Raw genomic sequence first — 24,773 nt, forward strand, 5'->3', positions numbered from 1 at the left:
CACCGGCTACCCTCGGCGAGTGATCTTCGACGATCTCGACGCGCGCCTCGACCGCGTGCCCGGCACGGTGTCGGCGTACGTGGGACGCCTCGACGCCGCTCCCACCTGGACCCGGCACCCGGACGCCACCCACTACGCGGCCAGCACGATGAAGGTGGCCGTCCTGGTGGCGCTGCACCGCGCGGCCGAGGCCGGCCGCCTGGACCTGGACGGCCAGGTGCCGGTCCGCAACGAGTTCGACTCCGCCCTTCCCGGCGCGCCCCGGTTCTCCTGCGCCCGCCACTACGACAACGACGACGCCGTCTGGGACCGGGTCGGTGGCAGCGCCCCGCTGCGCTGGCTCGCCCAACGGATGATCGTCCGCTCCAGCAACCTCGCCACCAACCTGGTCATCGGTCACGTCGGCCGGCCCGCCCTGGCCGACGTGTGGGCCCGCGCCGGAGCCCGGCACAGCGTCACCGGCCGCGGCATCGAGGACTTCGCCGCCCGTGACGCGGGCATCACCAACCTGGTCACCGCCGCCGACCTCGCCGCCCTGCTCGGCGCCCTGGCCTTCGGCGCCGACCGGCCCGGCCCGCTGGCCACGCCGCCCAGCTGCGCCGCCATGCTCGACACCCTCGCCGCGCAGGAGCACCGCGAGGACCTCGCCGCCGGCCTGCCCGACGGCACCCGCGTCGCGCACAAGAACGGCTGGGTCCGCGGCGTCCGCCACGGCGCCGGCGTCGTCTACCCCGACGACGCGCCGCCGTACGTGATCGCCGTCTGCACCACCACCGACCTCGCCGACGGCGGCCCGAGCGGCGACGCCGACGACGACGCCTGCCACCTGATCGCCGACATCTCCCGCGCGGCCTGGACCGCCCGCCACACCCTGACCTGACCCCGCCCAACCCCCGCGATCTTGCAGTTTCGGCCCGTGACTCGCGACTTGTGCGGCATATGTCCGGGCCAAGAGTGCAAGATCGCGGAGAGGGGCGCTGGCCGGGGTGTCCCGGGGCCGCCTACGCTGCTGCCACCCGCCCCGAGGAGCCGCTCATGCCGTCCAGCCGGGCCCTGCTGGCCGCGTTCGCCGTCGTGACCGCCGCGAACCTGGTTGCCAACGCCACCGGCAGCGTCGTCGGGCTGTGGCTGACCAAGCCGCTGCTGATGCCGCTGCTCGCCGCGTACCTCTGGCGGGCCGCCGCCGACCGCGGCGCGCGTCCGGACCGCCTGGTCCTCGCCGCCCTGGCCTTCTCCACCGGCGGCGACGTCGCGCTGCTCAACGACGTCGACGTCGCCTTCCTCGCCGGCATGGCGCTCTTCCTCGCCGCCCACGCGTGCTACGTCGCGGCCTTCGTCCGGAGCGGCGCCGCCGCCGCGCTGCGCCGTCGGCCGCTGGTCGCCGTTCCCCTGGGGTACGCGGTGCTGACCGTCACCGCCCTCGCCTGGATGTGGCCGGGGCTCACCGACGCCGCTCTCGCCGTGCCGGTGGCCGCCTACGCGGTGGCCCTCGCGACCATGGCGAGCACCGCCGCGGCACACGGCTGGCGGGTCGGCCTCGGCGGCGCCCTCTTCCTCGGCTCCGACCTGCTCATCGCCACCGGTGTCGCCGGGGTGGGCACCCTGCCCGGCCCGCCGATCTGGGTGATGGCGACCTACGCCGCCGGCCAGGCCCTCATCGTCACCGGCTGGGCCGCCCGCCGGCCCGCGCCCACGGTGCTCACTCCAGCAGCCGCGCCCGCAACGCCGTGATCGTCGACCGGTCGACCCCCAGCCCGTCGCACAGGTACGCCCCGAACGAGCCGTGCACCCGCCGCACCTCGGCGTACCCGGCGTCGAGGTACTCGTCGCGTACCTCCAGCACCGGCCGGATCGCGTCGACGTCCACCTCCGGGTTCCGCCGGCGCATCGCGGCCAGCAGCACCTCCCGCAGGCTCTCGCTGAGCGCGTTGTTGGCCAGGTAGTCGGCCCGGATCGCCGCCTCGTCGACCCCGAGGGCGTGCAGCAGCACCACCGTCAGCCAGCCGGTCCGGTCCTTGCCGGCCGAGCAGTGGTAGACCAGCGGGAGGTTCTCCGCCTCCGCCGCCAGCCGCACCGCCGCAGCGAACCCGGCCCGCGCCGACTCGCCGGTCACGAACCAGCGGTAGATGGCCGCCATCGCCGCCGGGGTGCCCTCCTCCGCCAGCTCGTCGTACGCGGTCAGGTCGTGGCCGAGCAGCACCGCCGACACGTACGTGAACACCGGGTGGGCGGCGTCGTGCACCGGCAGGTGCACCACCCGCGGCTCCCCCGGCAGCCGGTCCGGCGGGGCGACCGCCTGCTCCGCGGCGTCCCGCAGGTCGACCACGCAAGCCGGCCCGAGCTTCGCCAGCACCGGCAGATCCTCGTCGGTCAGCCGGCCGAGGGCCGGGGTACGGATGAGCACACCCGGGCGGATCCGCCGCCCGTCCGCGCCGACCAGACCACCCAGCTCGCGCGCGTTCGGCGCGCCCACCAGCTCCCACTGTCGCTCGGACATGCAGCCTCCCCATCGTCCCCCGGTCTCCTTATAGGGTGCCCGACATGACGATCACCGCGGTACGCACCCACCGGCTCTCCGCGCCGCTGCACACCCCGTTCGTGACCGCGCTGCGCCGGACGACCACCGTGGACACCCTCGTGGCCGAGGTCGTCGACGCCGACGGGCGGCGCGGGTTCGGGGAGGCGCCGCAGGTGTGGCAGGTGACCGGCGCGTCCGTCGCCGGCTCGGAGGCGTGCGTCCGCGAGGTGCTCGGCCCGCTGCTCACCGGCCGCGACCCGGACGACCTGGTGGCGCGCTGCACCGAGGTGCAGAAGGCGGTGGCCGGGAACGACGCCGCCAAGGCCGCCGTCGACGTCGCCCTGCACGACCTGGCCGCCCGGCGGCTCGGCGTACCGCTGGTGCGGCTGCTCGGGGGCACCGCCCACCGCGTCCCGACGGACGTCACGCTCGCCGCCGGCGACGCGGTGGACCTGGCGGCCGCCGCCCGGGCCCGGCGGGCGGAGGGCTTCCACGTGCTGAAGCTCAAGGTGGGTACGGACGCCGCCGGGGACCTCGACCGGGTCCGCGCGGTCCGCTCGGCGGTCGGCAACCGGCTCCGCATCCGACTCGACGCCAACCAGGGCTGGACGCCCCGGGAGGCGGTCCGGGTCATCCGGGGCATCGAGGACGCCGGACTGGACGTCGAACTGGTGGAGCAGCCGGTGCCCCGGTGGGACCTGGACGGGCTGGCCTGGGTGAGCGACCGGGTGAGCACCCCGATCCTCGCCGACGAGGCGGTCTTCGGCGCCCGTGACCTGGTGGAGGTGATCCGCCGCCGCGCCGCCGACCTGGTCAACGTCAAGCTCGCCAAGTGCGGCGGGCTGCACCCCGCGCGTACCCTGCTCGACCTGGCCGTCGCGCACGGCCTGGGCACGGTGGTCGGCTCGATGATGGAGAGCCAGGTCGGCATCGGCGCGGCGGCCAGCCTGGTCGCCGCGTACGGCACCAGCGCGGTGTCGGATCTGGACGCCGCCTGGTGGCTGGCCTGGTCGCCGGTGCGGGGCGGCCCGGTGTACGACGGGGCCTCCGTCGTCCTGCCGGACGCTCCCGGCCTGGGCATCGACTCCGTGAATGAAGTAAAGATTCAGCCAAATGTTTGATCTCCGGCGGAAAGTTTCATAGGGTTCGCGGCAGCGCACGGGTGAGCGGGGGGTGGACCGTGGAGCTGCAACCAGGCCGCGAGGCAGTCGTCGGGGTCGGCGTGGCCACCCTGTGGACAGCGCCGGAGGCGGTACGCCCGGTCGACCGTCCCGTCCTCGCCGCACAGGTCGACCTACCCGCCTGGATCGCCGCCCTGGACTCCGACCAGCAGGTCGGCGACTGCGTCCTGAGCCAGCTGCTGCTCGGCGAGCGGGTGCTCGTCACCGAGCTGCGCGCCGACGGCTGGGCCCACGTGATCGCCGTCGAGCAGCCGGCCGCGAAGCTGGACCCGCAGGGCTACCCCGGCTGGCTCCCGGCCGCCCAGCTGGCCCCGGTGACCGCCCACCCCGACGGCGACCCGGTCGTCGTGGACGCCGCCGTCACCGCGCTGCACGCCACCCCGGACGGCCCGGTACGGCTGCCCGGCGTCGTACTGGGCACCCGGCTGGCCGCCGCCGGCGCGGCCGTGGACGGATGGCGCCCGGTGCACGCCCCCGGCCAGGAGGCGCCGCTGTGGCTGCCCGCCGCGCACACCGCCGCCCTGCCGGACGCGGCCCCGACCGCCGAGCAGGTGCTCGGCGTCGCCCGCCGGCTGCTGGACGTCGGATACGTCTGGGGCGGCGTCTCCACCTACGGCATCGACTGCTCCGGGCTGGTGCACCTGGCCTGGCGACGCTTCGGCGTACGGCTGCCCCGCGACGCCGACGACCAGGCGGGCGCGACCACGCCCCTGCGGCCCGGCACCGAACGCCCCGGCGACCTCTACTTGTTCGCCCGCCCCGGCCGGCGGATCCACCACATCGGGATCGTCACCGCGGATCCGCGCCCCGGCGACGACCGCCGGATGCTGCACGCCTGCTACCGGCAGCGCCGCGTCCTCGAGGAGCGGCTGCCCGCCGAGCGCACCGCCACCCTGGTCGGCGCCCACCGGGTCTGATCGGCCGGCGGCGCCCACCGGGTCTGACCGGCCGGCGGGGCGCACCGGACGGCGCCGCGGTACGCGGTCGCGGCTGCGTGCGCGCCGGTCAGCCGCGGGCCTTGACCAGGCTCCGCCGGCGGTCCCGGGACGACTTGACCAGGCTGGCCACGGTCGCCACCAGCAGCGTGCCCAGGATGACCGTCAGCGAGAGCCAGATCGGGATGTGCGGGGCCCACGCGACGTGCTCACCGCCGTTGACGAACGGCAGATTGTTCTCGGCCAGGGCCTCCAGCACCAGCTTGACACCGATGAAGCCGAGCACCACGGCGAGGCCGTAGCTCAGGTAGATCAGCCGCTCCAGCAGGCCGCCGAGCAGGAAGTAGAGCTGCCGCAGGCCCATCAGCGCGAACACGTTCGCGGTGAACACCAGGTACGGCTCCTGGGTGATGCCGAAGATCGCCGGGATCGAGTCGAGCGCGAAGATCAGATCCGTCGTGCCGATCGCGATCATGACGATCAGCATCGGGGTGAACATCCGCCGGCCGTTCTCGTGCGTGGTCAACTTCGCGTCGTGGTAGTCCCGCGAGATGGGCAGCGCCCGCCGGCTCCACCGGATCAGCACGTTCTCGGTGAACTCGTCCTCGTCCGGCTCGCCCTGCCGCGCCAGGTTGACCGCCGTGTAGATGAGGAACGCCCCGAAGATGTAGAAGACCCAGGAGAACTGGGAGATCAGGGCGGCGCCGGCGGCGATGAAGCCGCCGCGCATCACCAGCGCCAGCACGATGCCGATGAGCAGCACCTTCTGCTGGTAGGCGCGGGGCACGCCGAAGCGGGCCATGATGATCACGAAGACGAAGAGGTTGTCCACCGACAGGCTGTACTCGGTGAGCCAGCCGGTGTAGAACTGCCCCGCCGCGCTCGGCCCGGAGGCGAGCCAGAGGCCCGCGCCGAAGACGAGGGCCAGCCCGACGTAGAAGCCGACCCAGAGGCTCGACTCGCGCACGCTGGGCTCGTGCGGACGCCGGCCGATGATCCACAGATCGGCGACGAGGATCGCGGTCAGTGCGACGAGGGTCCCCGCCCACACCAGTCCGGACACGTCCAAGGTTCATTCCTCCGGCAGACACGCAACGTCCGGCACACCGTACGCTCCTGCGGAGCGCGGTGTGCCGGTGACGCTGACTCTGGTGACTGTCGGAGGTCTCTTCCACCACCGTCCGGGGACGGTGACCTACGGGGCCGGGTCGTGTCACCGGGGGCCGGTGGACGACCGTGCTGACGACTCCGTCGCGGGGGAATACTCCCCTCCGCCGTTCATTGTCACCCACCACCACCGCTGACCGCATCCCGGGGGTTGGTGTCCCTCGCCACGCCGGCCGACCCCTTCCTGCCGTACGCCCCTGGTCGAGTGCCCCGCCGCACGTCACGCAGGGTGTCCTAGGAGGCTAGCCCTGGTTCGCGGAGCGGGCAGGCGGCTCCGCCCGCCCGCGGGGAACCCGGCCCCGCTGCGAACTCCCCGGGCCCCCGTGGGAGGCTGCGCATATGGTGCTTGAGGTCGCGCTGATCGACGTACTGCCCGGACACGAGGACGCGTTCGCCGCCGCGTACGCCGAGGGCCACCCGGTGCTCGCCGGCACGCCCGGCTGCCGGTCGGTGCGGATGACCCGGGGCGTCGAGTCCCCCACCCGGTTCGTGCTGCTGGTCGAGTGGGACTCGGTCGAGGCGCACGACGAGAACTTCCGCGCCACCGAGCGGTTCACCCGGTGGCGGGAACTGATCGGCCCGCACTTCGCCAACCCGCCGCTGGTCGAGCACTTCACCGACGTGCCGGCCTGAGGCTGTCGTACCCGCCGTCTATCGTGCTCCCGCACGCGCCGGCCGCCGGTCCCGACGGGCTCGGGGGCGCCGGGCCCGGTGGCCGCGCGGCGTGCCGCCGGTCAGCCGGCGAGCCGCCCGCCGAGCGCCGCCACCGTCTCCTCCGGCGAGAGCGCGGCGTCCAGCAGCCAGGCGGTCAGCCGCTCGTACCGGTCCACGTCCAACGGAGCGACCAGCCGGACGTCGGTGGTCAGCGCCTCCAGCATGACGGTGCGGGGGTCGGCCGGGTCCGGGAAGGAATAGCAGGAGTACGGCGTCAGCGGCTGCACCCCGCCGCGCGGCACCCGGTCGCGGGGGAGCAGGCGGATCGTCACGTTCGCCAGCTCGGCCAGGTCGAGAAGGTGCCGCAGCTGCTCCCGCCACACGTCCGGCGGCATGTCGCCCGGGTCGCACACCGCCTCCGCGAGCACGGCCGTGTACCGGGGCGGGTCCTCCCGCCGCAGCACGTCGTGCCGGATCAGCCGGGCGCGCACGTCGCCCTCGACGTCCACGGTGGAATCCACCAGGTGCGCCGCGCTGATCCGCAGCCGCGCGTACGCCGGGGTCTGCAACAACCCCGGCACGACGGCGGGCTGCCAGTCCACGATGCTCGCCGCCCCGGCCTCCAGCTCCGCGTACGTGCGCTGCCGCTCCCCCATCTCGCCCAGCGCCCGCCACCAGCCCCGGCTGGTCGCCGCGTCCCGCGCGATGACGATGAGCGCGTCCCGCTGCGCCGGCGGCACCTGGTAGACGTCGAGCAGGTCCAGCACGTCGGCGAGGTCCGGCCGGCTCTGGCCGAGCTCGATGCGGGACAGCTTCGAGGTGGAGGCCCAGCCGAGCCGGTCGCAGACCTGCTCCAGGGTGAGCGCCTCGCGTCGACGCAGTTGGCGCAGCTCGGCACCGAGTCGCGCGCGTCGGATGACCGGACTTGTTGGCAACGGCATTTCCCGCCTCCCCACCGAGGGAGAGTACGCAGGACGGTCACCCAGCGCAATAGAGCGCTCGCGGAAAGCGACGGTCCCGGGACCCCGGCCACCCCCGTGCGCCGGCCATCCCCGTGCGCCGGCCGGGCCCGGGTGCCGCCTCAGGGCCGGTACGTGCCGAACGACCAGACCTGCCCGGCCAGGTCGCGGGCCACGTAGTCGCGCGAGCCGTAGTCGGTGTCGAACGGGGGCCGGACGATCTCGGCGCCGGCGGCCCGGGCCCGCTCGTGATGCCCGTCGAGGTCGTCGACGGCCACGTAGACGCTGTAGTCGTCGTCGGCCGGACGGGCCCGCGGCCCGGGCCCCGCCCCGATCATGATCATGCCGTCGCCGAGGACGAGTTCGGCGTGCGCGACGCTGCCGTCGGGCGCGTCGTGCACGGCGTGGACCTGGAAGCCGAATGCGGCGCGGAGCCACTCGATCGCGATACGGGCGTCGGGGTAACGGAATACCGGGTAGATGCTTCGCATGCCTCGATCCTGCCGCGCGCCGATCAGGCCGGATTGGACGAATGTGATCCCGCCAGCGCGGCCGGGGTGGCGCCGGCGAACTGCCGGAAGTCCCGGATCAGGTGCGACTGGTCGAAGTACCCGCAGCGCACGGCCAGCTCGGCCCAGCCGGCGTACTCCCCGACCGGCACGGTGCCGCCCGTCGGGACGGGCAGCACATTCCGGGACAGGGTCGCGTACGCGCGCTGGAACCGCAGCAACCGGGCCGCCGTCTTCGGCGCCAGCCCGATCTCCTGCCGGAAGCGGACGGCCAGGTGCCGGCGGCTCCAGCCCAACTCGTCGGCGAGCTGGGCGACGCCGACCCGGCCCGCGGTGCGGGTGAGCAGCCGCCAGGCGTGACCGAGCCGGGGGTCGAGCGGCGCGGCCTCCGCCAGCCGGCCGGCCACCGCCCGGTCGAGCAGCGCGAACCGGGCGGGCCAGGTGGCCTCCGCGGCGAGCCGGTCGCGCAGCCGGGCCAGCCACGGGTCGGGCAGCCGATCGGCGGCGACCGCCCGGTTGGTGAGCTCGCCCAGCGGCAGGCCGAGCAGCCGGCGCGCGGCGAGCGGCGTGAGGAGCAGCTCCACCCCCGTCCCGACGCCCTGCGTGGACGTGGTGCACCAACCGTCGTACGGCCCGGCGACGAACGACGTCACACCGGCGGCGCCGAGGTCGGGCCCGCGCGGGTCGACCACGTCCAGCGGGTCGCCCCAGCCCAGGATGAGGACGACGAACGCACCGGCCGCCTGGCGGCGCACCAGCGGGACCCGGGCCGTCTCCCGGTAGCCGAGGTAGTGGTCCACGTACGGGCGCAGCCCCGCCCCGGGGGTGCCGACCACCATCTCGTCAAGGCCTGTCATGCCGTCACTTCACGCCGGCGGCGTCCATGCCGCGTAGCTCCTTCTTCAGCTCGGCGATCTCGTCGCGGATCCGGGCGGCGAGCTCGAACTGCAGCTCCCGCGCGGCCGCGAGCATCTGGTCGTTCAGCTCCTGGATCAGCTCGGCCAACTCGGCGCGGGCCATCCCCTCCCGGGCCGGTCCGGCGGCGGCCCGGCCCCGGCTACGGGTCTCCTTGACCGGCGCCTTGCCCCGGGACAGCTGCCGCACCGCACCGCCGATGCGGGTGTCGGTGTCCTCCGCCTCGCGATAGATGTCGTCGAGAATGTCGTGGATCTTCTTGCGCAGCGGCTCCGGGCTGACCCCGTGCGCCTCGTTGTGCGCGATCTGCTTGGCCCGCCGCCGGTTGGTCTCCTCGATCGCCTCCGCCATCGACGGAGTGATCTTGTCCGCGTACATGTGGACCTGGCCGGACACGTTGCGCGCCGCCCGGCCGATCGTCTGGATCAGGGACCGGCCGCTGCGCAGGAAGCCCTCCTTGTCCGCGTCGAGGATGGCGACCAGCGACACCTCGGGCAGGTCCAGGCCCTCACGCAGCAGGTTGATGCCGACCAGCACGTCGTAGTCGCCCTTGCGGAGCTCCCGCAGCAGCTCGACCCGGCGCAGCGTGTCCACCTCGGAGTGCAGGTAGCGCACGCGGATGCCGTTCTCCAGGAGGTAGTCCGACAGGTCCTCGGCCATCTTCTTGGTCAGCGTGGTGACCAGCACCCGCTCGTCCCGCTCGGTGCGCAGCTTGATCTCGTGCATGAGGTCGTCGATCTGGCCCTTGGTGGGCTTGACCACCACCTCCGGGTCGACCAGGCCGGTCGGCCGGATCACCTGCTCCACGTACTCGCCCTGCGCCTGCTCCAGCTCCCACGGGCCGGGCGTGGCCGACAGGAACACCATCTGACCGACCCGCTCGAGGAACTCGTCGAAGCGCAGCGGCCGGTTGTCGGCGGCGCTGGGCAGGCGGAAACCGTGGTCGATCAGCATCCGCTTGCGGGAGGCGTCGCCCTCGTACATGCCGCCGATCTGCGGGATCGTCACGTGCGACTCGTCGACGACGGTGAGGAAGTCGTCCGGGAAGTAGTCGAGCAGGCAGTGCGGCGGGCTGCCGGGCAGCCGGCCGTCGATGTGCATCGAGTAGTTCTCGATGCCGGAGCAGAAGCCGACCTGCCGCATCATCTCGATGTCGTAGGTCGTGCGCATCCGCAGCCGCTGCGCCTCCAGCAGCTTGCCCTGCCGCTCCAGCTCGGCCAGCCGCTCGCCCAGCTCGGTCTCGATGTCGCGGATCGCCCGCTCCATCCGCTCCGGGCCGGCCGCGTAGTGCGTGGCCGGGAAGATCAGCAGGTGGTCGACCTCACGGACCACGTCGCCGGTCAGCGGGTTGAGGTAGTAGAGCTTCTCCACCTCGTCCCCGAACAGCTCGATGCGGACCGCCAGCTCCTCGTACGCCGGAATGATCTCCAGGGTGTCGCCGCGAACCCGGAACGTGCCCCGCTGGAAGGCCATGTCGTTACGCGTGTACTGGATGTCGACCAGCCGGCGCAGCAGCTGGTCGCGGTCGAGCTCCTGGCCGACGGTCACCCGCACGGCGCGGTCCAGGTATTCCTCGGGCGTGCCCAGGCCGTAGATCGCCGAGACGGTCGCGACCACCACCACGTCGCGCCGGGTGAGCAGCGACATCGTCGCCGAGTGCCGCAGCCGCTCCACCTCCTCGTTGATCGAGGAATCCTTCTCGATGTAGGTGTCGGTCTGCGGGATGTACGCCTCGGGCTGGTAGTAGTCGTAGTAGGAGACGAAGTACTCCACCGCGTTGTGCGGCAGCAGCTCGCTGAACTCCTTCGCCAGCTGGGCGCAGAGCGTCTTGTTGGGAGCCAGGACGAGCGTCGGGCGCTGCATCCGCTCGATCAGCCACGCCGTGGTGGCGCTCTTGCCGGTGCCGGTCGCACCGAGCAGCACCGTGTTGCGGTCGCCGCGGCGGACCCGCCGCTCCAGCTCGTCGATCGCCGCCGGCTGGTCACCGGCCGGCTGGAACTCGCTGACGACCTGGAAGCGGCCGTCGAGCCGCGGAATGTCGAGCGCCATGACCCCAACGGTACGCCCGGGGTCCGACACTCCGGCGCCACTACCGACGGTCCCTGATCGGCTTCGATATTCCCATTGTGTGCCCCATCCCGCCGGGCTACGCTTTCCGCGTAGGCCGCTCGCGGCGGCCGACCGGGCCGGTGGCCAGCCCTCGACGGCCGGCCGCCCCCGGCACGAGGGGTCGCAGCACCCGCATCGGCGTGCGCACCCGACGTGGTCGCGCTGAGGGCGCCGACCGGCCGCCGCGAGCGCCCCTATACGTCACCCCCGGCGGGCGAATTCCGTTCAACATCCGTGGAGTCCTCCGCCCGTCCCCGCCGCACGCCCACCGAGTCCGGCCGCCGGCCGCGCACCGGTCCCGGCCCGGGCCGACCGGACCCGCCAGAGCCGGACCTGGTCGCGCCGGATCCGCCCGAGGCGGACCTGGTCGCACCCGACCCGCCCGAGGCGGACCTGGTCGCACCCGACCCGCCCGAGGCGGACCTGGTCGCGCCCGACCCGCCCGAACCGGATTCGCCCGAACCGGACCTGGCCGCGCCGGGCCGGCCCGAACCGGACCGCCCCGAGCCGGTCCCGCCGGTCGCCGGCACGGCCCCACGCGGCCTCCGCCGGCCATCACGCGCCGCGCGCGGCATCGGCCGTCGGCGCCGGGCCCCCGCCAGCATCCCGGTGCCGCCCGCGCACCGGCCGCTGCCGGCCGGCACCCAGACGGGACAGTTCCCCCGGGTGGTCACCGGCCACCGCCGGGCCGTCCTCGGCGCGCTCGCCGCGGTCGCCGTGCTCTCCGCCGCAGCCCTCGTCGTCGGGCTGAGCTGGGCGCCCGAGCGGCCCGAGCCGCGCGCCCTCACCGTCGACGAGCGCACCCGGCTCGCCGCCGTGCGGGTCACCAACTACCGGGACCTGCGGGCCGGAGTGCACGTGACCATGGGCACCGGGGCCGGGCGCACCGAGCTCATCGGCTGGGTCGACTGGTCCCGTCCGCTGGTCTACCTGGACGTCGGCGGCCCGGGGGCCGGCGCTGAGCGGGGGCTGCTCCAGGCGACACCCGGGGTGGCGCTGCTCCGCCCGGACCCGGCCGCCGTACCGACTCCGGCGTCGCCGCCGCTGGTACCGCCCGCCGACCGGTGGCGCCTGGCCGCGCTGCCCGCCGGCGGGCGTCTCGCGGTCCTGCTCGACCTGCTGTTCGGGCTCGCCGCCGACCGACCCGACCCGCCCGACCCGGGCGCCGCCCGCTGGACCGGGCGGACCGACCTGCCGGCCGGGCCGCTGGACGTCCTCGACGCGCCACTGCCACCGGCCCGCTCCGGCACGCCGGCACCGCCGGCCGCGGCGGGGCCGGCGCGCTGGTGGGTGGACCGCGACGCCCGACTCAACCGGCTGGAGGTCCGGCTGGCCGGCGCCGGCCCCGTCGCCGTGCAGCTGAACCGGACCGACCGGCCCACACTGCGCCCGGTGGAGGCACTCGGCGGACGGCCCGGGACGCCACGGGCACTCACCGCGGCCGAACGGCGCCGCCTGGCCGCGCTGCCCGCCCGGCTACGGGCGGCGGGCGGGGCCGCTGTCACGCTGACCGCTCCCCTCGCCCCGGACCGGAACCTGACCGGAGCCGGGTGGATCAGTTGGCGCCGGCACAGCGCGTACCTCGCCGTCACCGGCCTCGAGACGCCGGGACGGCGGACGCTGCTGCGGCACGACGGTGCCCGCGCCACCCAGGTCGAGGTGTCGGCACCCGTCGAGGGCGGGCCGCCCGGACAGCCACCGCTGCCGGCACCCGCCCGCGGCTGGACGCCGGCCCCGGTCGACGGCCTCACCGCCCTGGTGGCCGCCGCCCTGCGCACGGCGACCACCGCCCCGGCCGGCACGGTGCTGCGGGTCCGGGGTGAGCGGCTGGCCGAGACCGACCTCGACGTGCTGGAGATGGACACGCCGGACGGCCCCGTGCGCCACTGGCTCGACCGGTCCGGGTTGCCGCACCGCGTGGAGCTGCGGACCGCGGCGGGAACATGGGCCCAGCTGGACCTCGTACCGGGGCCGGTGCCCCGAACGGACGGCCCGGGCGGGCCGGTCCGACGCTGAGCGGTCAGGGCCGCCAACCGGTCTGCGCGGCCCACTCCTCCGCCCGCAGGTACTCCTCGTCGAACCACGGGTCCTTGGCGGTGGGGTACGCGGCGCTGTCCGGCGCGGACCCCGCCAGCTCGCGCTTGAGCTGCAGGTACGCGGACCGCTGGTCCGGGTCGGCCCGCAGGTGGTCACGCATCAGCAGCGCGTACCGCCAGCCCGGCGAACCCGCCGCACGGATGTGCAGGTTCACCGGCCGGCCCGGGTCCGCGCTGCCGTGCAGCCGCTTCGGCCACCGGTCCGCGCTCGGCAGCCGGGCCGTGTCCCACCACTGCCCGGGCAGCCGGGGGAACCCGGCGGCCGCGAGGCGCTCGGCCATCGGCCCGTCGGCGTCCTCGAGGCGCGGCACCGTGAGCTGGATGTCGATCACGTCCTTGGCGGCCAGACCCGGGACGGCCGTCGAGCCGATGTGGTCGATGCGCAGGTCCGCCGGGGCGAGGGCGTGCCGGATCCGGGCGGCCAGCCGGGCGTACTGCTGCGGCCACGTCGGGTCGGCGTCGACCAGCTCCACCCGGGACGTCCGGACCGCCCGCCGATGCCGGAGGTTCGCCTCGTAGGGCAGCAACCGGTCCGCCCAGAGGGCGTCGATCGCGGCGTGCAGCTCGGCGAGGGTGCCGTCGTTGGCGAGCACCACGTCCGCCGCCGCCCGGCGACGCTCGTCGTCGGCCTGCGCGGCGATGCGCCGCCGCGCCTCGGCCGGATCCATCCCGCGGTCGCGGGTCAGCCGCTCCAGCCGGATCGGCACGGCCGTCTGCACCACGACCACCAGGTGGTACGTCGCGGCCAGCCCCACCTCCACCAGCAGCGGCACGTCGTTGACGACGATCGCGTCGGCGGGCGCCGCGGCCACCAGCTCGGCGGTGCGGGCCCGCACCCGCGGATGCGTGATGGCCTCCAGCCTGCGGCGGGCCGCCTCGTCGGCGAAGACCAGGGCGCCCAGCGCGGCCCGGTCGAGCCCGCCGTCCGGGCGGAGCACGCGGTCGGAGAACGCGGCGACGACCTCGGCGAGGCCCTCCGTGCCCGGTGCGACCACCTCACGGGCGACCACGTCGGCGTCGACGATCACCGCGCCCCGCTGCGCCAGCCGGGCCGAGACCGCGCTCTTGCCGGACCCGATCCCGCCGGTCAATCCCACCATCAGCACCGCACCAGTCAACCGGATCAACCGCCAACCCGCAGACCCACCCCCTCCTCTCTCCCAAACCTCCGCGATCGTGCGGTTGTGCCCGCGAGACGCGGCTCTCGCGGCTCGCCCGAAACCGCGCGATCGCGGGCGGGGTGGGTTGGGGGTTGGGCATGCGGAAGGGCCCCGCCTCCGGCGATCTCTCGATCGCGGGGACGGGGCCCTTCCTCAGTGCCGGTGCCAGGCCGCCCTGCGGCGAACTGGACTTCGTCGGGTCACTTGCCGCCGGCGAGCTTCTCCCGCAGCGCGGCGAGCGCCTCGTCGGTGGCGAGGGTGCCAGCCGGCTCCTCGGCCTGCCGGCTCGGAGCCGGGCTGGTCGTGGTGGTGGTGCCGGTGGCCGGGGCCGGGTTGGCAGCGGCCTCGGCGTCGGCGGCGCGGGAGGTCTGCACCTGCTTCTGGTGGGCCTCCCAGCGCTGACGGGCCTCGGCGTACTGCTGCTCCCAGGTCTCGCGCTGCTTCTCGTAGCCCTCGAGCCACTCGCCCGTCTCCGGGTCGAAGCCCTCCGGGTAGATGTAGTTGCCCTCGGCGTCGTACGTCGCGGCCATCCCGTAGAGGGTCGGGTCGAAGTGCTCCTCGCCCTCGACGAAGCCCTCGTTGGCCTGCTTCAGCGACAGCGAGATCCGGCGGCGCTCCAGGTCGATGTCGATGACCTTGACCATGACCTCGGAGCCGACCTGGACGACCTGCTCCGGGATCTCCACGTGGCGCTCGGCCAGCTCGGAGATGTGGACCAGGCCCTCGATGCCGTCGTCGACCCGGACGAACGCGCCGAACGGCACCAGCTTGGTGACCTTACCGGGCACGATCTGCTGGATCGCGTGGGTGCGGGCGAACTGGCGCCACGGGTCCTCCTGGGTCGCCTTCAGCGACAGCGAGACCCGCTCGCGGTCCAGGTCGACGTCCAGGACCTCGACCTCGACCTCCTGGCCCACCTCGACGACCTCGGACGGGTGGTCGATGTGCTTCCAGGACAGCTCGGAGACGTGCACCAGGCCGTCCACGCCGCCCAGGTCGACGAACGCGCCGAAGTTGACGATCGAGGACACGACGCCCTTGCGGACCTGCCCCTTCTGGAGCTTGTTGAGGAACTCGGTGCGCACCTCGGACTGCGTCTGCTCGAGCCAGGCCCGGCGGGACAGGACCACGTTGTTGCGGTTCTTGTCCAGCTCGATGATCTTGGCCTCGAGCTCACGGCCCACGTACGGCTGCAGGTCACGCACGCGGCGCATCTCGACCAGGGAGGCCGGCAGGAAGCCGCGCAGCCCGATGTCGAGGATGAGGCCACCCTTGACCACCTCGATGACCGAGCCACGGACGACGCCGTCCTCGTCCTTGATCTTCTCGATCGTGCCCCAGGCGCGCTCGTACTGCGCGCGCTTCTTCGAGAGGATCAGACGCCCCTCCTTGTCCTCCTTCTGGAGGACAAGGGCCTCGATGTGGTCACCGACCGAGACGACCTCGGCGGGGTCCACGTCGTGCTTGATCGACAGCTCCCGAGAGGGGATGACGCCCTCGGTCTTGTAGCCGATGTCGAGCAGGACCTCGTCCCGATCGACCTTGACGACGGTGCCTTCGACAATGTCGCCGTCGTTGAAGTACTTGATGGTCTCGTCGATCGCGGCGAGGAAAGCCTCCTCGGAACCGAGATCGTCGACGGTGACCTTGGTGGCGCTCGAGGGGGCCTCGATGCTGCTCGTCATGTGGGCGGTTGCTCCGGTCGGATGGGTTGTCATCGCGGACGTCGGCCGCGGTGACCTGTTCGCGCCAGCGGATCCGCCGCCGGGTACACCGAACAGTCACCAAGTGAGATCATGATGAAGCTTCGCCAGTGGTCCCGGAGACCGCGCACCTGCTCCCTGCCGAGGCACACGATCCGCGAGCGCATCGTCTAGCCTACCCGCTGCATTACCACAGCGTGCAAGCCCTCCCACCTCATCGCCACCTCGTCAGCTGCGAAAGCGGAGATTTCGACCGGAAGTCGCCTCAGTTGTAGCACGAGTCACACCGGCCCCGTTGGTCGCACCGAGCACCGTAGCGGCCCCGCCGTGCGGCGGCGACCGGGCGCCGCCTAGCGTGAGGCGGGTGGACGACGACAGCCGGGTGACCCGCCGCGCCGTCGGCGACGCCGAGGCGCGCCGGGCGAACCGCCGCTGGTGGGACGCCGACGCCGACGCCTACCAGGCCGAGCACGGGGCGTTCCTGGGCGAGGTGGACTTCGTCTGGTGCCCGGAAGGGCTGCGCGAGAAGGACGCGCGGCTGCTCGGGGAGCTGGCCGGACGCCGCGTCCTGGAACTCGGCGCCGGAGCCGCCGCGGCCGCCCGCTGGCTCGCCACGCAGGGCGCGCGGCCGGTCGCACTGGACCTGTCCGCCGGCATGTTGCGGCACGCCGCGCTCGCCGCCGACCGCACCGGCGTACGCGTGCCGCTGGTGCAGGCCGACGCGCTCGCCCTCCCGTTCGCCGACGCCGCGTTCGACGTGGTGTGCACGGCGTTCGGGGCGGTGCCGTTCGTCGCCGACTCGGCGGCCGCGATGCGGGAGGTCGCCCGGGTGCTGCGCCCCGGCGGGCGGTGGGTGTTCTCGGTCACCCACCCGATGCGCTGGATCTTCCTCGACGACCCCGGGGAGGCCGGCCTGGTCGCGGTGCACTCGTACTTCGACCGCTCCCCCTACGTGGAGCAGGACGAGCACGGCGTCGCCACCTACGTCGAGCAGCACCGCACGCTGGGCGACCGGGTCCGCGAGCTGGTCGGCGCCGGTTTCCGCCTGGTGGACCTGGTGGAGCCGGAGTGGCCGCCGGAGCACGAGGGGATCTGGGGGCAGTGGAGCCCGCTGCGCGGCCGGCTGTTCCCCGGCACCGCCATCTTCGTCGCCGACAAGCCGGGCACCTGACGCCCAGATCCCCGGGGTCGTTACCACCCGGTCGGACCGGGTAACCGGGCCGCATGGCCGAGCAGGAGTTCCACGAGGGCGACCACGTCTCCTGGGCCAGCCACAGCGGCCGGGCCCACGGCGTGGTCAAGGAGAAGCTGATCGACCGGACGCACGTCCGCGGGCACCCGGTGAACGCCTCGCCGGAGCACCCGCAGTACCGGATCCGCAACGACCACTCGGGACGGGACGTCGCCCACCGGCCGGAGGTGCTGCGCCGTGAGCCGTCGTGACGAGGATCCGCAGCAGACGTACCGGGAGTTCACCGAGGCGGTGAACATGAAGCCCGGCGAGCTGTCGAAGTGGCTCGAGACCGAGGAGTCGAAGCACGTCGGCTGGCGGAAGTCCACCCGGGGCGGCGAGTCGGTCGGCCACGAGTCCGGACGCCGGATCATCGGCCTGCTGCGACGCAGGCGCGCCGACCTCACCGACGACGACTACCGGCACATGCGCAAGGTGGTCGGCTACGTCCGCCGGCACATGGCCCAGCGTCCGAGCGGTGACGTCCGCGCAACCCGGTGGCGTTACTCCCTGATGAACTGGGGCCACGACCCGACCAAGGGCCCGCTGCCGCCGCCCGGCGGCCCGTCCCGCAAGGCGCTGCAGCGGCACGGCGCCCCACCGAAGGAGCGCCGGGGGCCGGGACGCTGACCGCCGCCGGTCAGTGGTCGGCGCTGTTCCAGTCCCGGCCCTCGCCGACCGACACCTCCAACGGCACCGACAGCGGGTACGCCCCACCCATCTCCCGCCGCACCAGGTCCTCGAGGGCCTCCCGCTCGCCGGGGGCGACCTCGAACACCAGCTCGTCGTGCACCTGCAGCAGCATCCGGGACCGCAGCCCCGCGTCGCGCAGCGCCGTGTCGACGTGCAGCATCGCGACCTTGATGATGTCGGCGGCGGAGCCCTGGATCGGGGCGTTGAGCGCCATCCGCTCGGCCATCTCCCGCCGCTGCCGGTTGTCGCTGACCAGGTCGGGCAGGTAGCGACGGCGACCGAGGATCGTCTCCGTGTAGCCGTCGTGCCGGGCCCGCGCCACCACCTCCTGCAGGTAGTCGCGCACCCCGCCGAACCCGGCGAAGTAGTCCTCCATCAGGCCGCGCGCCTCCTCGGCGGTGATGCCGAGCTGCTGGGAGAGGCCGAACGCGCTCAGCCCGTACGCCAGGCCGTAGTTCATCGCCTTGATCTTGCGCCGCTGGTCGGCGGTGACCGCCTCGACCGGCACCGTGAACACCGACGACGCGGTGGCCGCGTGGAAGTCCCGGCCGGAGTTGAACGCCTCGATCAGGGCGTCGTCCGCCGACAGGTGCGCCATGATCCGCATCTCGATCTGGCTGTAGTCGGCGGTGAGCAGGCACTCGTACCCCTCGCCGACGACGAACGCCCGGCGGATGCGCCGGCCCTCCTCGGTGCGGATCGGAATGTTCTGCAGGTTCGGCTCGGTGGAGGAGAGCCGACCGGTGGCCGCCACGGTCTGGTTGAAGGTGGTGTGGATGCGGCCGTCGTCGGAGACCGACTTGAGCAGCCCGTCCACCGTGGTCTTCAGCTTCGCCACGTCCCGGTGGCGCAGCAGGTGCGCCAGCACCGGGTGCGGGTTCTGCGCGTACAGCCACTGCAGCGCGTCCGCGTCGGTGGTGTAGCCGGTCTTGATCCGCTTGGTCTTCGGCAGGCCCAGCTCACCGAAGAGGATCTCCTGCAACTGCTTCGGCGAGCCCAGGTTGAACTCCCGCCCCACCGCCGCGTACGCGCCCTGCGCGGCGGCCTTCACCTCGGCGGCGAAGTGCGCCTCCAACTCCGACAGGTAGTGCGTGTCGGCGGCGATACCGGTGCGCTCCATGCCGGCGAGGACCCGCATCAGCGGCAGCTCCACCCCGGCCATCAGCCGGGCCGACTGCTCACCGTCGCGGGACAGCTCGGCGTCGATCGCGTCGGCCAGGTCGAGCGTGGCGCGCGCGCGGAGCATCAGGTTCTGCTCGGCCTCGCCGTCGTCGCCGAGACCGTCGAAGGTGAGCTGGCCGGTGTCCGGCGTGTCGACCCGCAGCTCGCGGTGCAGGTACCGCAGGGCCAGGTCGGTGAGGTCGTAGGACCGCTGGTCGGGGCGGGCCAGGTACGCGGCGATCTGGGTGTCGCGGGCGATACCCGCCAGCGACCACCCGTGCGCGGCGAAGGCGAGCACGGCCGGCTTGCTGTCGTGCAGCACCTTGGGCCGGGCCTCGTCGGCCAGCCAGCCGGCCAGCGCGGCCTCGTCGGCCGCGACCAGCCCGGCCGGGTCGAACCACGCCCCCGCCCCGGCGGCGGTGGCCAGCGCCATGCCGGTCACCGAGGCGGTGTGCCGCCGGTTCGGGCCGGTGTCCAGCGTGACGGCGACACCGACCGGCGTGCCGGCCGGCGCGTGCGCGCCCAGCCAGGCGGCCAGCGCGCCCGGCTCGGTGAGCACCTCGCCGGCGAGGTCGAAGCCGGCCTCGGCCTCCGGCTCGACGGCCTCCAGGTACTGGTAGAGCCGGTCGCGCAGGATGCGGAACTCGAGCGTGTCGAAGACCTGGTGCACCGCCTCCCGGTCCCACCCCGGCCAGCGCGCGTCGTCCGGGCGCAACGGCAGCTCCAGGTCGGACACCAGGCGGTTGATCTCGTAGTTGCGGATCACGTCGGCGAGCCGCTCCCGCAGACTCTCGCCGGCCTTGCCCTTGATCTCGTCGGCCCGGGCGACGACCCCCTCCACGCCGCCGTAGGTGGCGATCCACTTCGCGGCGGTCTTGGGCCCGACGCCCGGGATGCCGGGCAGGTTGTCGCTGGTCTCGCCGACCAGTGCGGCCAGGTCGCGGTAGCGCTCCGGGGGCACCCCGTACTTCGCCTCGACCGCCGCCGGGTCCATCCGGGCCAGGTCGGAGACGCCCTTGCGCGGGTAGAGCACCGTGACGGCGTCGCCGACGAGCTGGAACGCGTCCCGGTCGCCGGTGGTGATCAGCACCTCCATGCCCTGGTCGCGGGCCTGACAGGCGAGGGTGGCGATGACGTCGTCGGCCTCGTAGCCCTCCTTCTCCACCACCGGCACGCGCAGCGCCGCCAGGACCTCCTTGACCAGGCTGACCTGGCCCTTGAAGTCGGTCGGGGTCTCGCTGCGACCGGCCTTGTACTCCGCGTACTTCTCCGTGCGGAAGGAGCGCCGGGACACGTCGAACGCCACGACGATGTGCGTCGGCCGCTCGTCGCGCAGCACGTTGATCAGCATGGAGGTGAAGCCGTAGACCGCGTTGGTCGGCTGGCCCGTCGTGGTGGAGAAGTTTTCCACCGGCAGGGCGAAGAACGCCCGGTAGGCCAGGGAGTGTCCGTCGACGAGGAGCAGGCGCGGCGTCGTAGCTGTCACGGTGGCGACTCTAGTCCGTACCCCTGACAGCGCCCGGCGCCACCTCGCAGGGGGACAACGAACTTCCGCCAGAGCCGTTAGAGTTAGACGATCTTCTCTGAAACGGGGGTTGCCAATGAAGAGATGGACCAGCCGTGCCCTGGCGACGACGCTCCTCGGGCTGACCGGGGTGATCGGCGTGGCCACCCCGGCCCAGGCCGGCTTCTGGATCCACAACACCACCAACCCGTACGGCACCGAGGCGGCCTGCCACGAGGCGGGCTCCCAGTACGAGGCCCACTACTGCACCTTCACCACCTACCCGAAGAACTGCGGCCGGTGCGGCAAGCGCGGGTGGTACCTGAGCTACTACATCAACTGAGGTCCGCGGCAGGACCGGGTGAACGACCCGTCGCACCGCGACGGTCCCCGCACGCGAGCCGGCCGGCGAGGGGTGCCTCGCCGGCCGGCTCGCGTCTGCGGTGCGTCAGGCGACGCCGAGGTACGCCTCCTTCACCGCCGGGTCGTGCAGCAGGTCCTGGCCGGTGCCCTCCTTGACGATCCGGCCGGTCTCCAACACGTAGCCCCGGTGGGCGCGGGAGAGCGCCTGCTGGGCGTTCTGCTCCACCAGCAGGATCGTGGTGCCCTGCTGGTTGATCTCCGTGATGATGTCGAAGATCTGCTGGATGATCATCGGGGCGAGACCCATCGACGGCTCGTCCAGCAGCAGCAGCTTCGGCCGGCTCATCAGCGCCCGGCCGACGGCCAGCATCTGCTGCTCACCGCCGGAGAGGGTGCCACCCGGCTGCTTCCGCCGCTCCCGCAGCCGCGGGAACATGTCCAGGATCCGTTCCAGATCGGCCGCGATCCCGGCGTGATCCCGCCGGGTGTACGCGCCCATCTCCAGGTTCTCCAGCACCGACATGCCGGGGAAGATCTGCCGGCCCTCGGGCGACTGGCACAAACCCCGGACCACCCGCAGGTCGGCCCGCAGCTTGCTGATGTCCTCGCCGTTGAAGCTGATCCGGCCCGCCGACGGCGCCCGCGTTCCGGAGATGGCCCGCATGGTGGTGGTCTTGCCGGCGCCGTTCGCGCCGATCAGCGCCACCACCTCGCCCTCGTTGACCGAGAGACTGATGCCGTGCAGCGCCTCGATCCGGCCGTACGACACGGTGACGTTGTCCAGCTCAAGCAGCATCGGCGGGCTCCCCCAGGTACGCGGCGATCACCCGCGGGTCACGGCTGACCTCGGCCGGAGCACCCTCGGCGATCTTGCGGCCGAACTCCAGCACGACGATCCGGTCGGTGACCCCCATGACCAGGCGCATGTCGTGCTCGATCAGCAGCACGGTGACGCCCATCTCCCGGATCTTCCGGATCAGGTCGTTCAGCTCCTCCTTCTCGGCCGGGTTGAACCCGGCCGCCGGCTCGTCCAGGCAGATCAGCTTCGGCTCGGTGCCGAGCGCCCGGGCGATCTCCAGCCGACGCTGGTAGCCGTACGGGAGGTTGCGCGCGGCGTCGTTGGCCCGGTCGGCGATGCCGACGAAGCGCAACAACTCCATCGCCTTCTCCTCGGCCGCCCGCTCCTCCAGGATGTGCCGGGACATCCCGAACGTCTTGGCGAACGTCCGCCGCAGCTGCTGCCAGGTGCGCACGACGCCGCCGTCGGCGGTGACCTCCGGCAGCTCCTCCGGCCTGGGCCGCTTGCGCGGGATCCGGAACAGCGCGCCGATCACGCTGGTCTTGTGCCGGGAGTCGGTGCCGACGATGACGTTCTCCAGCGCCGACATCTCGGGGAAGAGCCGGATGTTCTGGAAGGTCCGGGAGATGCCCATCCGACTGATCTGGTGCGGCTTACGCCCGGTCACCCGCTGCTCGCGGAACCGGACCGCCCCCGAGGTCGGCTTGTAGACGCCGGTCATCACGTTGAAACAGGTCGTCTTGCCGGCACCGTTCGGGCCGATCAGGCCGAGGATCTCCCCCTCGTGGATCTCGAAGTTGATCCCGTCGAGGGCGACCACGCCACCGAAGCGGAGCGTGACGTTGTCGATCTCCAGCAGCGGCTTGCGCGGGCCCGGCTGCGCCGGGATCTTCGGCGCCGCCGTGGTGGTGGTCTCGTCAGACATGAGCGGGCGCCTCCTCCGCCTCCGCCGCGCGGTCCTTCAACTCGCGGGCACGTCGCCGGCTGGGGATCAGACCCTGCGGACGCAGGACCATCACCAGCACCATCGCCAGGCCGAACGCCAGCCACCGGTAGTCGGCGATCTCCCGGAACCGCTCCGGCAGGTACGCCAGCAGCACCGCGCCCAGCGACACACCGATCATGTTGCCGGAACCGCCGATGACCACCATGGCGACGAAGAGGACCGAGAGGTTGACATTGAACTGGGTCGGGTCGATGAACGCGTACCGGCTGCCGAACAGGAACCCGGCGAAGCCGCCCAGCGCCGCGCCGATAGCGAACGCCCACAGCTTGAACTTGAACGGGTACACGCCCATCACCGCGGCCGCGTCCTCGTCCTCACGGATCGCCAGCCAGGACCGGCCGACCCGGCTGTTCTCCAGCCGCCGCACGGCGAACACCATCACCAGCACGACCGTGATCGCCAGCCAGTACCACGGCTTCACGTCCACCAGGCCGAAGACCTTGTTGTCCGCCGACGGCGGCCCCTCCGGCCCGGGGATCGCCGCGATGCCCTGCGGGCCGTTGGTGACGCCCTCCAGGTTGCGCGCGACGATCCGGATGATCTCGCCGAAGCCCAGCGTCACGATCGCCAGGTAGTCGCCGCGCAGCCGCAGCGTCGGCCAGCCCAGCAGCACACCGGAGATCAACGCCAGCACCAGCGCGATGAACGCGCAGACCGCCCAGGTCACCGCCCACGTCGGGGGCAGGTCGAACTCCTGCTGGAACCACTTGACCACCGGCGAGTTCACCGAGCCGAACAGCGCCACCGCGTACGCGCCGATCGCGAAGAAGCCGATGTAGCCCAGGTCGAGCAGGCCCGCCAGACCGATCACGACGTTCAGGCCGATCGCCACCAGCACGTAGACAGCGCAGGTGAACAGCACACCGGCCCAGTTGCTGCCGCCGTCGATCGAGTCGGTCCGCAGCCAGGTCAACCCCGGGATGCCGAGCAGCGGCAGGTAGTAGAGGAACACCACGAAGGCGAGGAAGCCCACGGCCCGCTGCCACTTCGGCAGCGCCCGCCAGCGGTCCCCGACCGCCTCCAGGGCACCGACCCGGCGACGATCCGCCTTGCGAAGCTTGTCGATCATGCTCGGGCCCTCCCCAGCGACTCGCCCAGCAGACCGGTCGGGCGGAACATCAGCACCACGACCAGGACCACGAACGCGATGACGTCCTCCCAGTTGGACGCGAAGAGCGTGGCGCCGTAGACCTCGACGATGCCGAGGACGAAACCACCCAGCAGCGCGCCGCGCAGGTTACCGATGCCACCGAGCACGGCCGCGGTGAACGCCTTGAGACCGAGCACGAAACCGATGCTGCTCTGGGTGAACCCGAACCGCATGCTCCACAACAGCGCCGCGGCGCCGGCCATGATGCCGCCGAGCACGAAGATCAGCATGATCACGCGCTCCTGGTTGACGCCCATCAGGGCCGCCGTCTCCGGGTTCTGGGCCACCGCCCGCACACCCCGGCCGTAGCGGGTCTTGTTGATGAACCAGTCCAGGATCGCCATCATCGCCACGGCGGCCACGAACACGATCAGCTGGATGTTGCTGATCCCCGTACCAAGGACCGTGAACAGCGTCTTCTGCTCGATGATCGTCGGCATGCCGAGGATGATCCGCTCCCGCTGGAACATCGACGGCACCACGCTGCCAAGGAGCCTCGGCAGCACCAGGCCGAAGACCTCGACCAGCACCAACGACAGACCGATCGCGGTGATCAGGAAGATGAGGGGCGGCGCGTTCTTGCGCCGCAGGGGCCGGTACGCGACCCGTTCGATCGCCAGCGCCGTGCCACCGGAGGCGATCGCCGCGACGATCAAACCGAGCACCAGGAAGAGCACCGCCTGCCCGATCGGCGGGTTGTTCTCCACCCCGAAGGCGGTCCACAGACCCAGCACCGCGAAGGTACCGACCATGAACACTTCGGAGTGGGCAAAGTTGATCAGACGCAGAACGCCGTACACCAGGGTGTAGCCCAGGGCGATCAGGGCGTAGATCGCTCCTTTGGACAACCCGTCGACGGTGTGCTGGCCGATGTGGCCAATGAGGTCGTCGAAATTCACCGGGGTCTCCTTGCATCGAGTGCGGCCGGGGCGAACACCCCGGCCGCACTCCCAATGCGGG

23 protein-coding genes are annotated in these 24,773 nt (G+C 72.8%); 10 read left to right on the forward strand and 13 right to left on the reverse strand.

Annotated features, from left to right (window positions below):
• The first annotated feature begins 19 nt into the window (after positions 1-19).
• The gene (locus EV376_RS26690) at positions 20-880 is read left to right on the forward strand and encodes a serine hydrolase (protein ID WP_130327676.1); all 861 of its coding nucleotides are present in this window, start codon (positions 20-22) and stop codon (positions 878-880) included.
• 155 nt (positions 881-1,035) lie between these two features.
• Complete coding sequence (locus EV376_RS26695) at positions 1,036-1,731, forward strand: lysoplasmalogenase (protein WP_130327678.1); 696 nt, start codon at positions 1,036-1,038, stop codon at positions 1,729-1,731.
• On the opposite strand, the gene EV376_RS26700 is transcribed toward EV376_RS26695, so the two are convergent.
• Positions 1,700-2,497, reverse strand: coding sequence for a tyrosine-protein phosphatase (locus EV376_RS26700; protein WP_130327680.1), 798 nt, complete (start codon positions 2,495-2,497; stop codon positions 1,700-1,702). The genes EV376_RS26695 and EV376_RS26700 overlap by 32 nt on opposite strands.
• 44 nt (positions 2,498-2,541) lie before the next feature.
• Between EV376_RS26700 and EV376_RS26705 the strand changes: the two genes are divergently transcribed.
• Both EV376_RS26705 and EV376_RS26710 read left to right on the forward strand, forming a co-directional pair.
• Positions 2,542-3,639 (forward strand): dipeptide epimerase, encoded by a 1,098-nt coding sequence (locus tag EV376_RS26705; protein ID WP_130327682.1) that lies wholly within the window; start codon positions 2,542-2,544, stop codon positions 3,637-3,639.
• Between the two features lie 59 nt (positions 3,640-3,698).
• A complete protein-coding gene (locus EV376_RS26710; RefSeq protein ID WP_130327684.1) occupies positions 3,699-4,616 on the forward strand; it encodes an NlpC/P60 family protein in 918 nt (305 codons plus the stop codon).
• An 88-nt stretch (positions 4,617-4,704) separates the two neighbouring features.
• On the opposite strand, the gene EV376_RS26715 is transcribed toward EV376_RS26710, so the two are convergent.
• Positions 4,705-5,703 carry a TerC family protein gene (locus EV376_RS26715; protein ID WP_130327686.1) on the reverse strand — a complete coding sequence of 333 codons (999 nt, stop codon included), beginning with the start codon at positions 5,701-5,703 and terminating at the stop codon, positions 4,705-4,707.
• Positions 5,704-6,140: 437 nt separating this feature from the next.
• Between EV376_RS26715 and EV376_RS26720 the strand changes: the two genes are divergently transcribed.
• Positions 6,141-6,434, forward strand: coding sequence for an antibiotic biosynthesis monooxygenase family protein (locus tag EV376_RS26720; RefSeq protein ID WP_130327688.1), 294 nt, complete (start codon positions 6,141-6,143; stop codon positions 6,432-6,434).
• Between the two features lie 101 nt (positions 6,435-6,535).
• Here EV376_RS26720 and EV376_RS26725 read toward each other — a convergent pair whose 3' ends face one another.
• The 4 genes from EV376_RS26725 to uvrB all read right to left on the reverse strand — a co-directional run bounded on the left by EV376_RS26725 (position 6,536) and on the right by uvrB (position 10,887).
• Complete coding sequence (locus tag EV376_RS26725; RefSeq protein ID WP_130327689.1) at positions 6,536-7,396, reverse strand: Scr1 family TA system antitoxin-like transcriptional regulator; 861 nt, start codon at positions 7,394-7,396, stop codon at positions 6,536-6,538.
• A 140-nt stretch (positions 7,397-7,536) separates the two neighbouring features.
• Positions 7,537-7,905, reverse strand: a complete 369-nt coding sequence (locus EV376_RS26730; protein ID WP_130327691.1) for a VOC family protein — start codon at positions 7,903-7,905, stop codon at positions 7,537-7,539.
• A gap of 23 nt (positions 7,906-7,928) precedes the next feature.
• Positions 7,929-8,780 (reverse strand): helix-turn-helix transcriptional regulator, encoded by an 852-nt coding sequence (locus EV376_RS26735; RefSeq protein WP_130327693.1) that lies wholly within the window; start codon positions 8,778-8,780, stop codon positions 7,929-7,931.
• Between the two features lie 4 nt (positions 8,781-8,784).
• A complete protein-coding gene (gene uvrB, locus EV376_RS26740; protein WP_130327695.1) occupies positions 8,785-10,887 on the reverse strand; it encodes an excinuclease ABC subunit UvrB in 2,103 nt (700 codons plus the stop codon).
• A gap of 528 nt (positions 10,888-11,415) precedes the next feature.
• Here uvrB and EV376_RS26745 point away from each other — a divergent pair.
• Positions 11,416-12,963 carry a hypothetical protein gene (locus EV376_RS26745; protein ID WP_130328882.1) on the forward strand — a complete coding sequence of 516 codons (1,548 nt, stop codon included), beginning with the start codon at positions 11,416-11,418 and terminating at the stop codon, positions 12,961-12,963.
• A 4-nt stretch (positions 12,964-12,967) separates the two neighbouring features.
• Here EV376_RS26745 and coaE read toward each other — a convergent pair whose 3' ends face one another.
• Together coaE and rpsA are read right to left on the reverse strand one after the other, a co-directional pair.
• Positions 12,968-14,149 carry a dephospho-CoA kinase gene (gene coaE, locus EV376_RS26750; RefSeq protein WP_207228441.1) on the reverse strand — a complete coding sequence of 394 codons (1,182 nt, stop codon included), beginning with the start codon at positions 14,147-14,149 and terminating at the stop codon, positions 12,968-12,970.
• A gap of 254 nt (positions 14,150-14,403) precedes the next feature.
• Positions 14,404-15,888: a 30S ribosomal protein S1 gene (rpsA, locus tag EV376_RS26755; RefSeq protein WP_130327699.1), complete on the reverse strand. Its 1,485-nt coding sequence runs from the start codon at positions 15,886-15,888 to the stop codon at positions 14,404-14,406.
• A gap of 373 nt (positions 15,889-16,261) precedes the next feature.
• Between rpsA and EV376_RS26760 the strand changes: the two genes are divergently transcribed.
• From EV376_RS26760 to EV376_RS26770, 3 genes are read left to right on the forward strand one after another with little or no spacing between them, the layout of a single operon-like run.
• Positions 16,262-17,077 (forward strand): class I SAM-dependent methyltransferase, encoded by an 816-nt coding sequence (locus EV376_RS26760; protein ID WP_486482815.1) that lies wholly within the window; start codon positions 16,262-16,264, stop codon positions 17,075-17,077.
• Positions 17,078-17,130: 53 nt separating this feature from the next.
• On the forward strand, positions 17,131-17,349 hold the full coding sequence (locus EV376_RS26765; protein WP_130327702.1) for a hypervirulence associated TUDOR domain-containing protein: 219 nt from the start codon (positions 17,131-17,133) through the stop codon (positions 17,347-17,349).
• Positions 17,336-17,767 carry a DUF3140 domain-containing protein gene (locus EV376_RS26770; protein WP_130327704.1) on the forward strand — a complete coding sequence of 144 codons (432 nt, stop codon included), beginning with the start codon at positions 17,336-17,338 and terminating at the stop codon, positions 17,765-17,767. The genes EV376_RS26765 and EV376_RS26770 overlap by 14 nt, the downstream gene beginning before the upstream one ends.
• 10 nt (positions 17,768-17,777) lie before the next feature.
• On the opposite strand, the gene polA is transcribed toward EV376_RS26770, so the two are convergent.
• A complete protein-coding gene (gene polA / locus EV376_RS26775) occupies positions 17,778-20,477 on the reverse strand; it encodes a DNA polymerase I (protein ID WP_130327706.1) in 2,700 nt (899 codons plus the stop codon).
• A 115-nt stretch (positions 20,478-20,592) separates the two neighbouring features.
• On the opposite strand from polA, the gene EV376_RS26780 reads away from it, so the two are divergent.
• Complete coding sequence (locus tag EV376_RS26780; RefSeq protein ID WP_130327708.1) at positions 20,593-20,838, forward strand: hypothetical protein; 246 nt, start codon at positions 20,593-20,595, stop codon at positions 20,836-20,838.
• A 105-nt stretch (positions 20,839-20,943) separates the two neighbouring features.
• Here the strand turns inward: EV376_RS26780 and EV376_RS26785 are convergent, their stop codons facing one another.
• Genes EV376_RS26785 through EV376_RS26800 form a run of 4 tightly spaced genes read right to left on the reverse strand, consistent with a single transcriptional unit; the run spans position 20,944 to position 24,712 of the window.
• Positions 20,944-21,654, reverse strand: a complete 711-nt coding sequence (locus tag EV376_RS26785) for an ABC transporter ATP-binding protein (protein WP_130327710.1) — start codon at positions 21,652-21,654, stop codon at positions 20,944-20,946.
• Positions 21,644-22,582: an ABC transporter ATP-binding protein gene (locus EV376_RS26790; RefSeq protein ID WP_130327712.1), complete on the reverse strand. Its 939-nt coding sequence runs from the start codon at positions 22,580-22,582 to the stop codon at positions 21,644-21,646. The genes EV376_RS26785 and EV376_RS26790 overlap by 11 nt, the downstream gene beginning before the upstream one ends.
• Positions 22,575-23,732: an ABC transporter permease subunit gene (locus EV376_RS26795; RefSeq protein ID WP_130327714.1), complete on the reverse strand. Its 1,158-nt coding sequence runs from the start codon at positions 23,730-23,732 to the stop codon at positions 22,575-22,577. Before EV376_RS26795 ends, EV376_RS26790 begins: the two co-directional genes overlap by 8 nt.
• Positions 23,729-24,712, reverse strand: a complete 984-nt coding sequence (locus tag EV376_RS26800) for a branched-chain amino acid ABC transporter permease (RefSeq protein ID WP_130327716.1) — start codon at positions 24,710-24,712, stop codon at positions 23,729-23,731. Before EV376_RS26800 ends, EV376_RS26795 begins: the two co-directional genes overlap by 4 nt.
• Positions 24,713-24,773 lie beyond the last annotated feature (61 nt).

The organism is Micromonospora sp. CNZ295, assembly GCF_004217535.1.

What these genes read in the sequence shown, in the direction of transcription:
- EV376_RS26765 (WP_130327702.1), top strand. Translation starts at nt 17,131, where the DNA reads ATGGCCGAGCAGGAGTTCCACGAGGGCGACCACGTCTCCTGGGCCAGC.
- EV376_RS26780 (WP_130327708.1), top strand. Translation starts at nt 20,593, where the DNA reads ATGAAGAGATGGACCAGCCGTGCCCTGGCGACGACGCTCCTCGGGCTG.
- EV376_RS26725 (WP_130327689.1), bottom strand. Translation starts at nt 7,396, where the DNA reads ATGCCGTTGCCAACAAGTCCGGTCATCCGACGCGCGCGACTCGGTGCC.
- EV376_RS26700 (WP_130327680.1), bottom strand. Translation starts at nt 2,497, where the DNA reads ATGTCCGAGCGACAGTGGGAGCTGGTGGGCGCGCCGAACGCGCGCGAG.
- EV376_RS26705 (WP_130327682.1), top strand. Translation starts at nt 2,542, where the DNA reads ATGACGATCACCGCGGTACGCACCCACCGGCTCTCCGCGCCGCTGCAC.
- EV376_RS26735 (WP_130327693.1), bottom strand. Translation starts at nt 8,780, where the DNA reads ATGACAGGCCTTGACGAGATGGTGGTCGGCACCCCCGGGGCGGGGCTG.
- EV376_RS26720 (WP_130327688.1), top strand. Translation starts at nt 6,141, where the DNA reads ATGGTGCTTGAGGTCGCGCTGATCGACGTACTGCCCGGACACGAGGAC.
- EV376_RS26695 (WP_130327678.1), top strand. Translation starts at nt 1,036, where the DNA reads ATGCCGTCCAGCCGGGCCCTGCTGGCCGCGTTCGCCGTCGTGACCGCC.
- EV376_RS26730 (WP_130327691.1), bottom strand. Translation starts at nt 7,905, where the DNA reads ATGCGAAGCATCTACCCGGTATTCCGTTACCCCGACGCCCGTATCGCG.
- EV376_RS26790 (WP_130327712.1), bottom strand. Translation starts at nt 22,582, where the DNA reads ATGTCTGACGAGACCACCACCACGGCGGCGCCGAAGATCCCGGCGCAG.
- rpsA (WP_130327699.1), bottom strand. Translation starts at nt 15,888, where the DNA reads ATGACGAGCAGCATCGAGGCCCCCTCGAGCGCCACCAAGGTCACCGTC.
- uvrB (WP_130327695.1), bottom strand. Translation starts at nt 10,887, where the DNA reads ATGGCGCTCGACATTCCGCGGCTCGACGGCCGCTTCCAGGTCGTCAGC.
- EV376_RS26795 (WP_130327714.1), bottom strand. Translation starts at nt 23,732, where the DNA reads ATGATCGACAAGCTTCGCAAGGCGGATCGTCGCCGGGTCGGTGCCCTG.
- EV376_RS26785 (WP_130327710.1), bottom strand. Translation starts at nt 21,654, where the DNA reads ATGCTGCTTGAGCTGGACAACGTCACCGTGTCGTACGGCCGGATCGAG.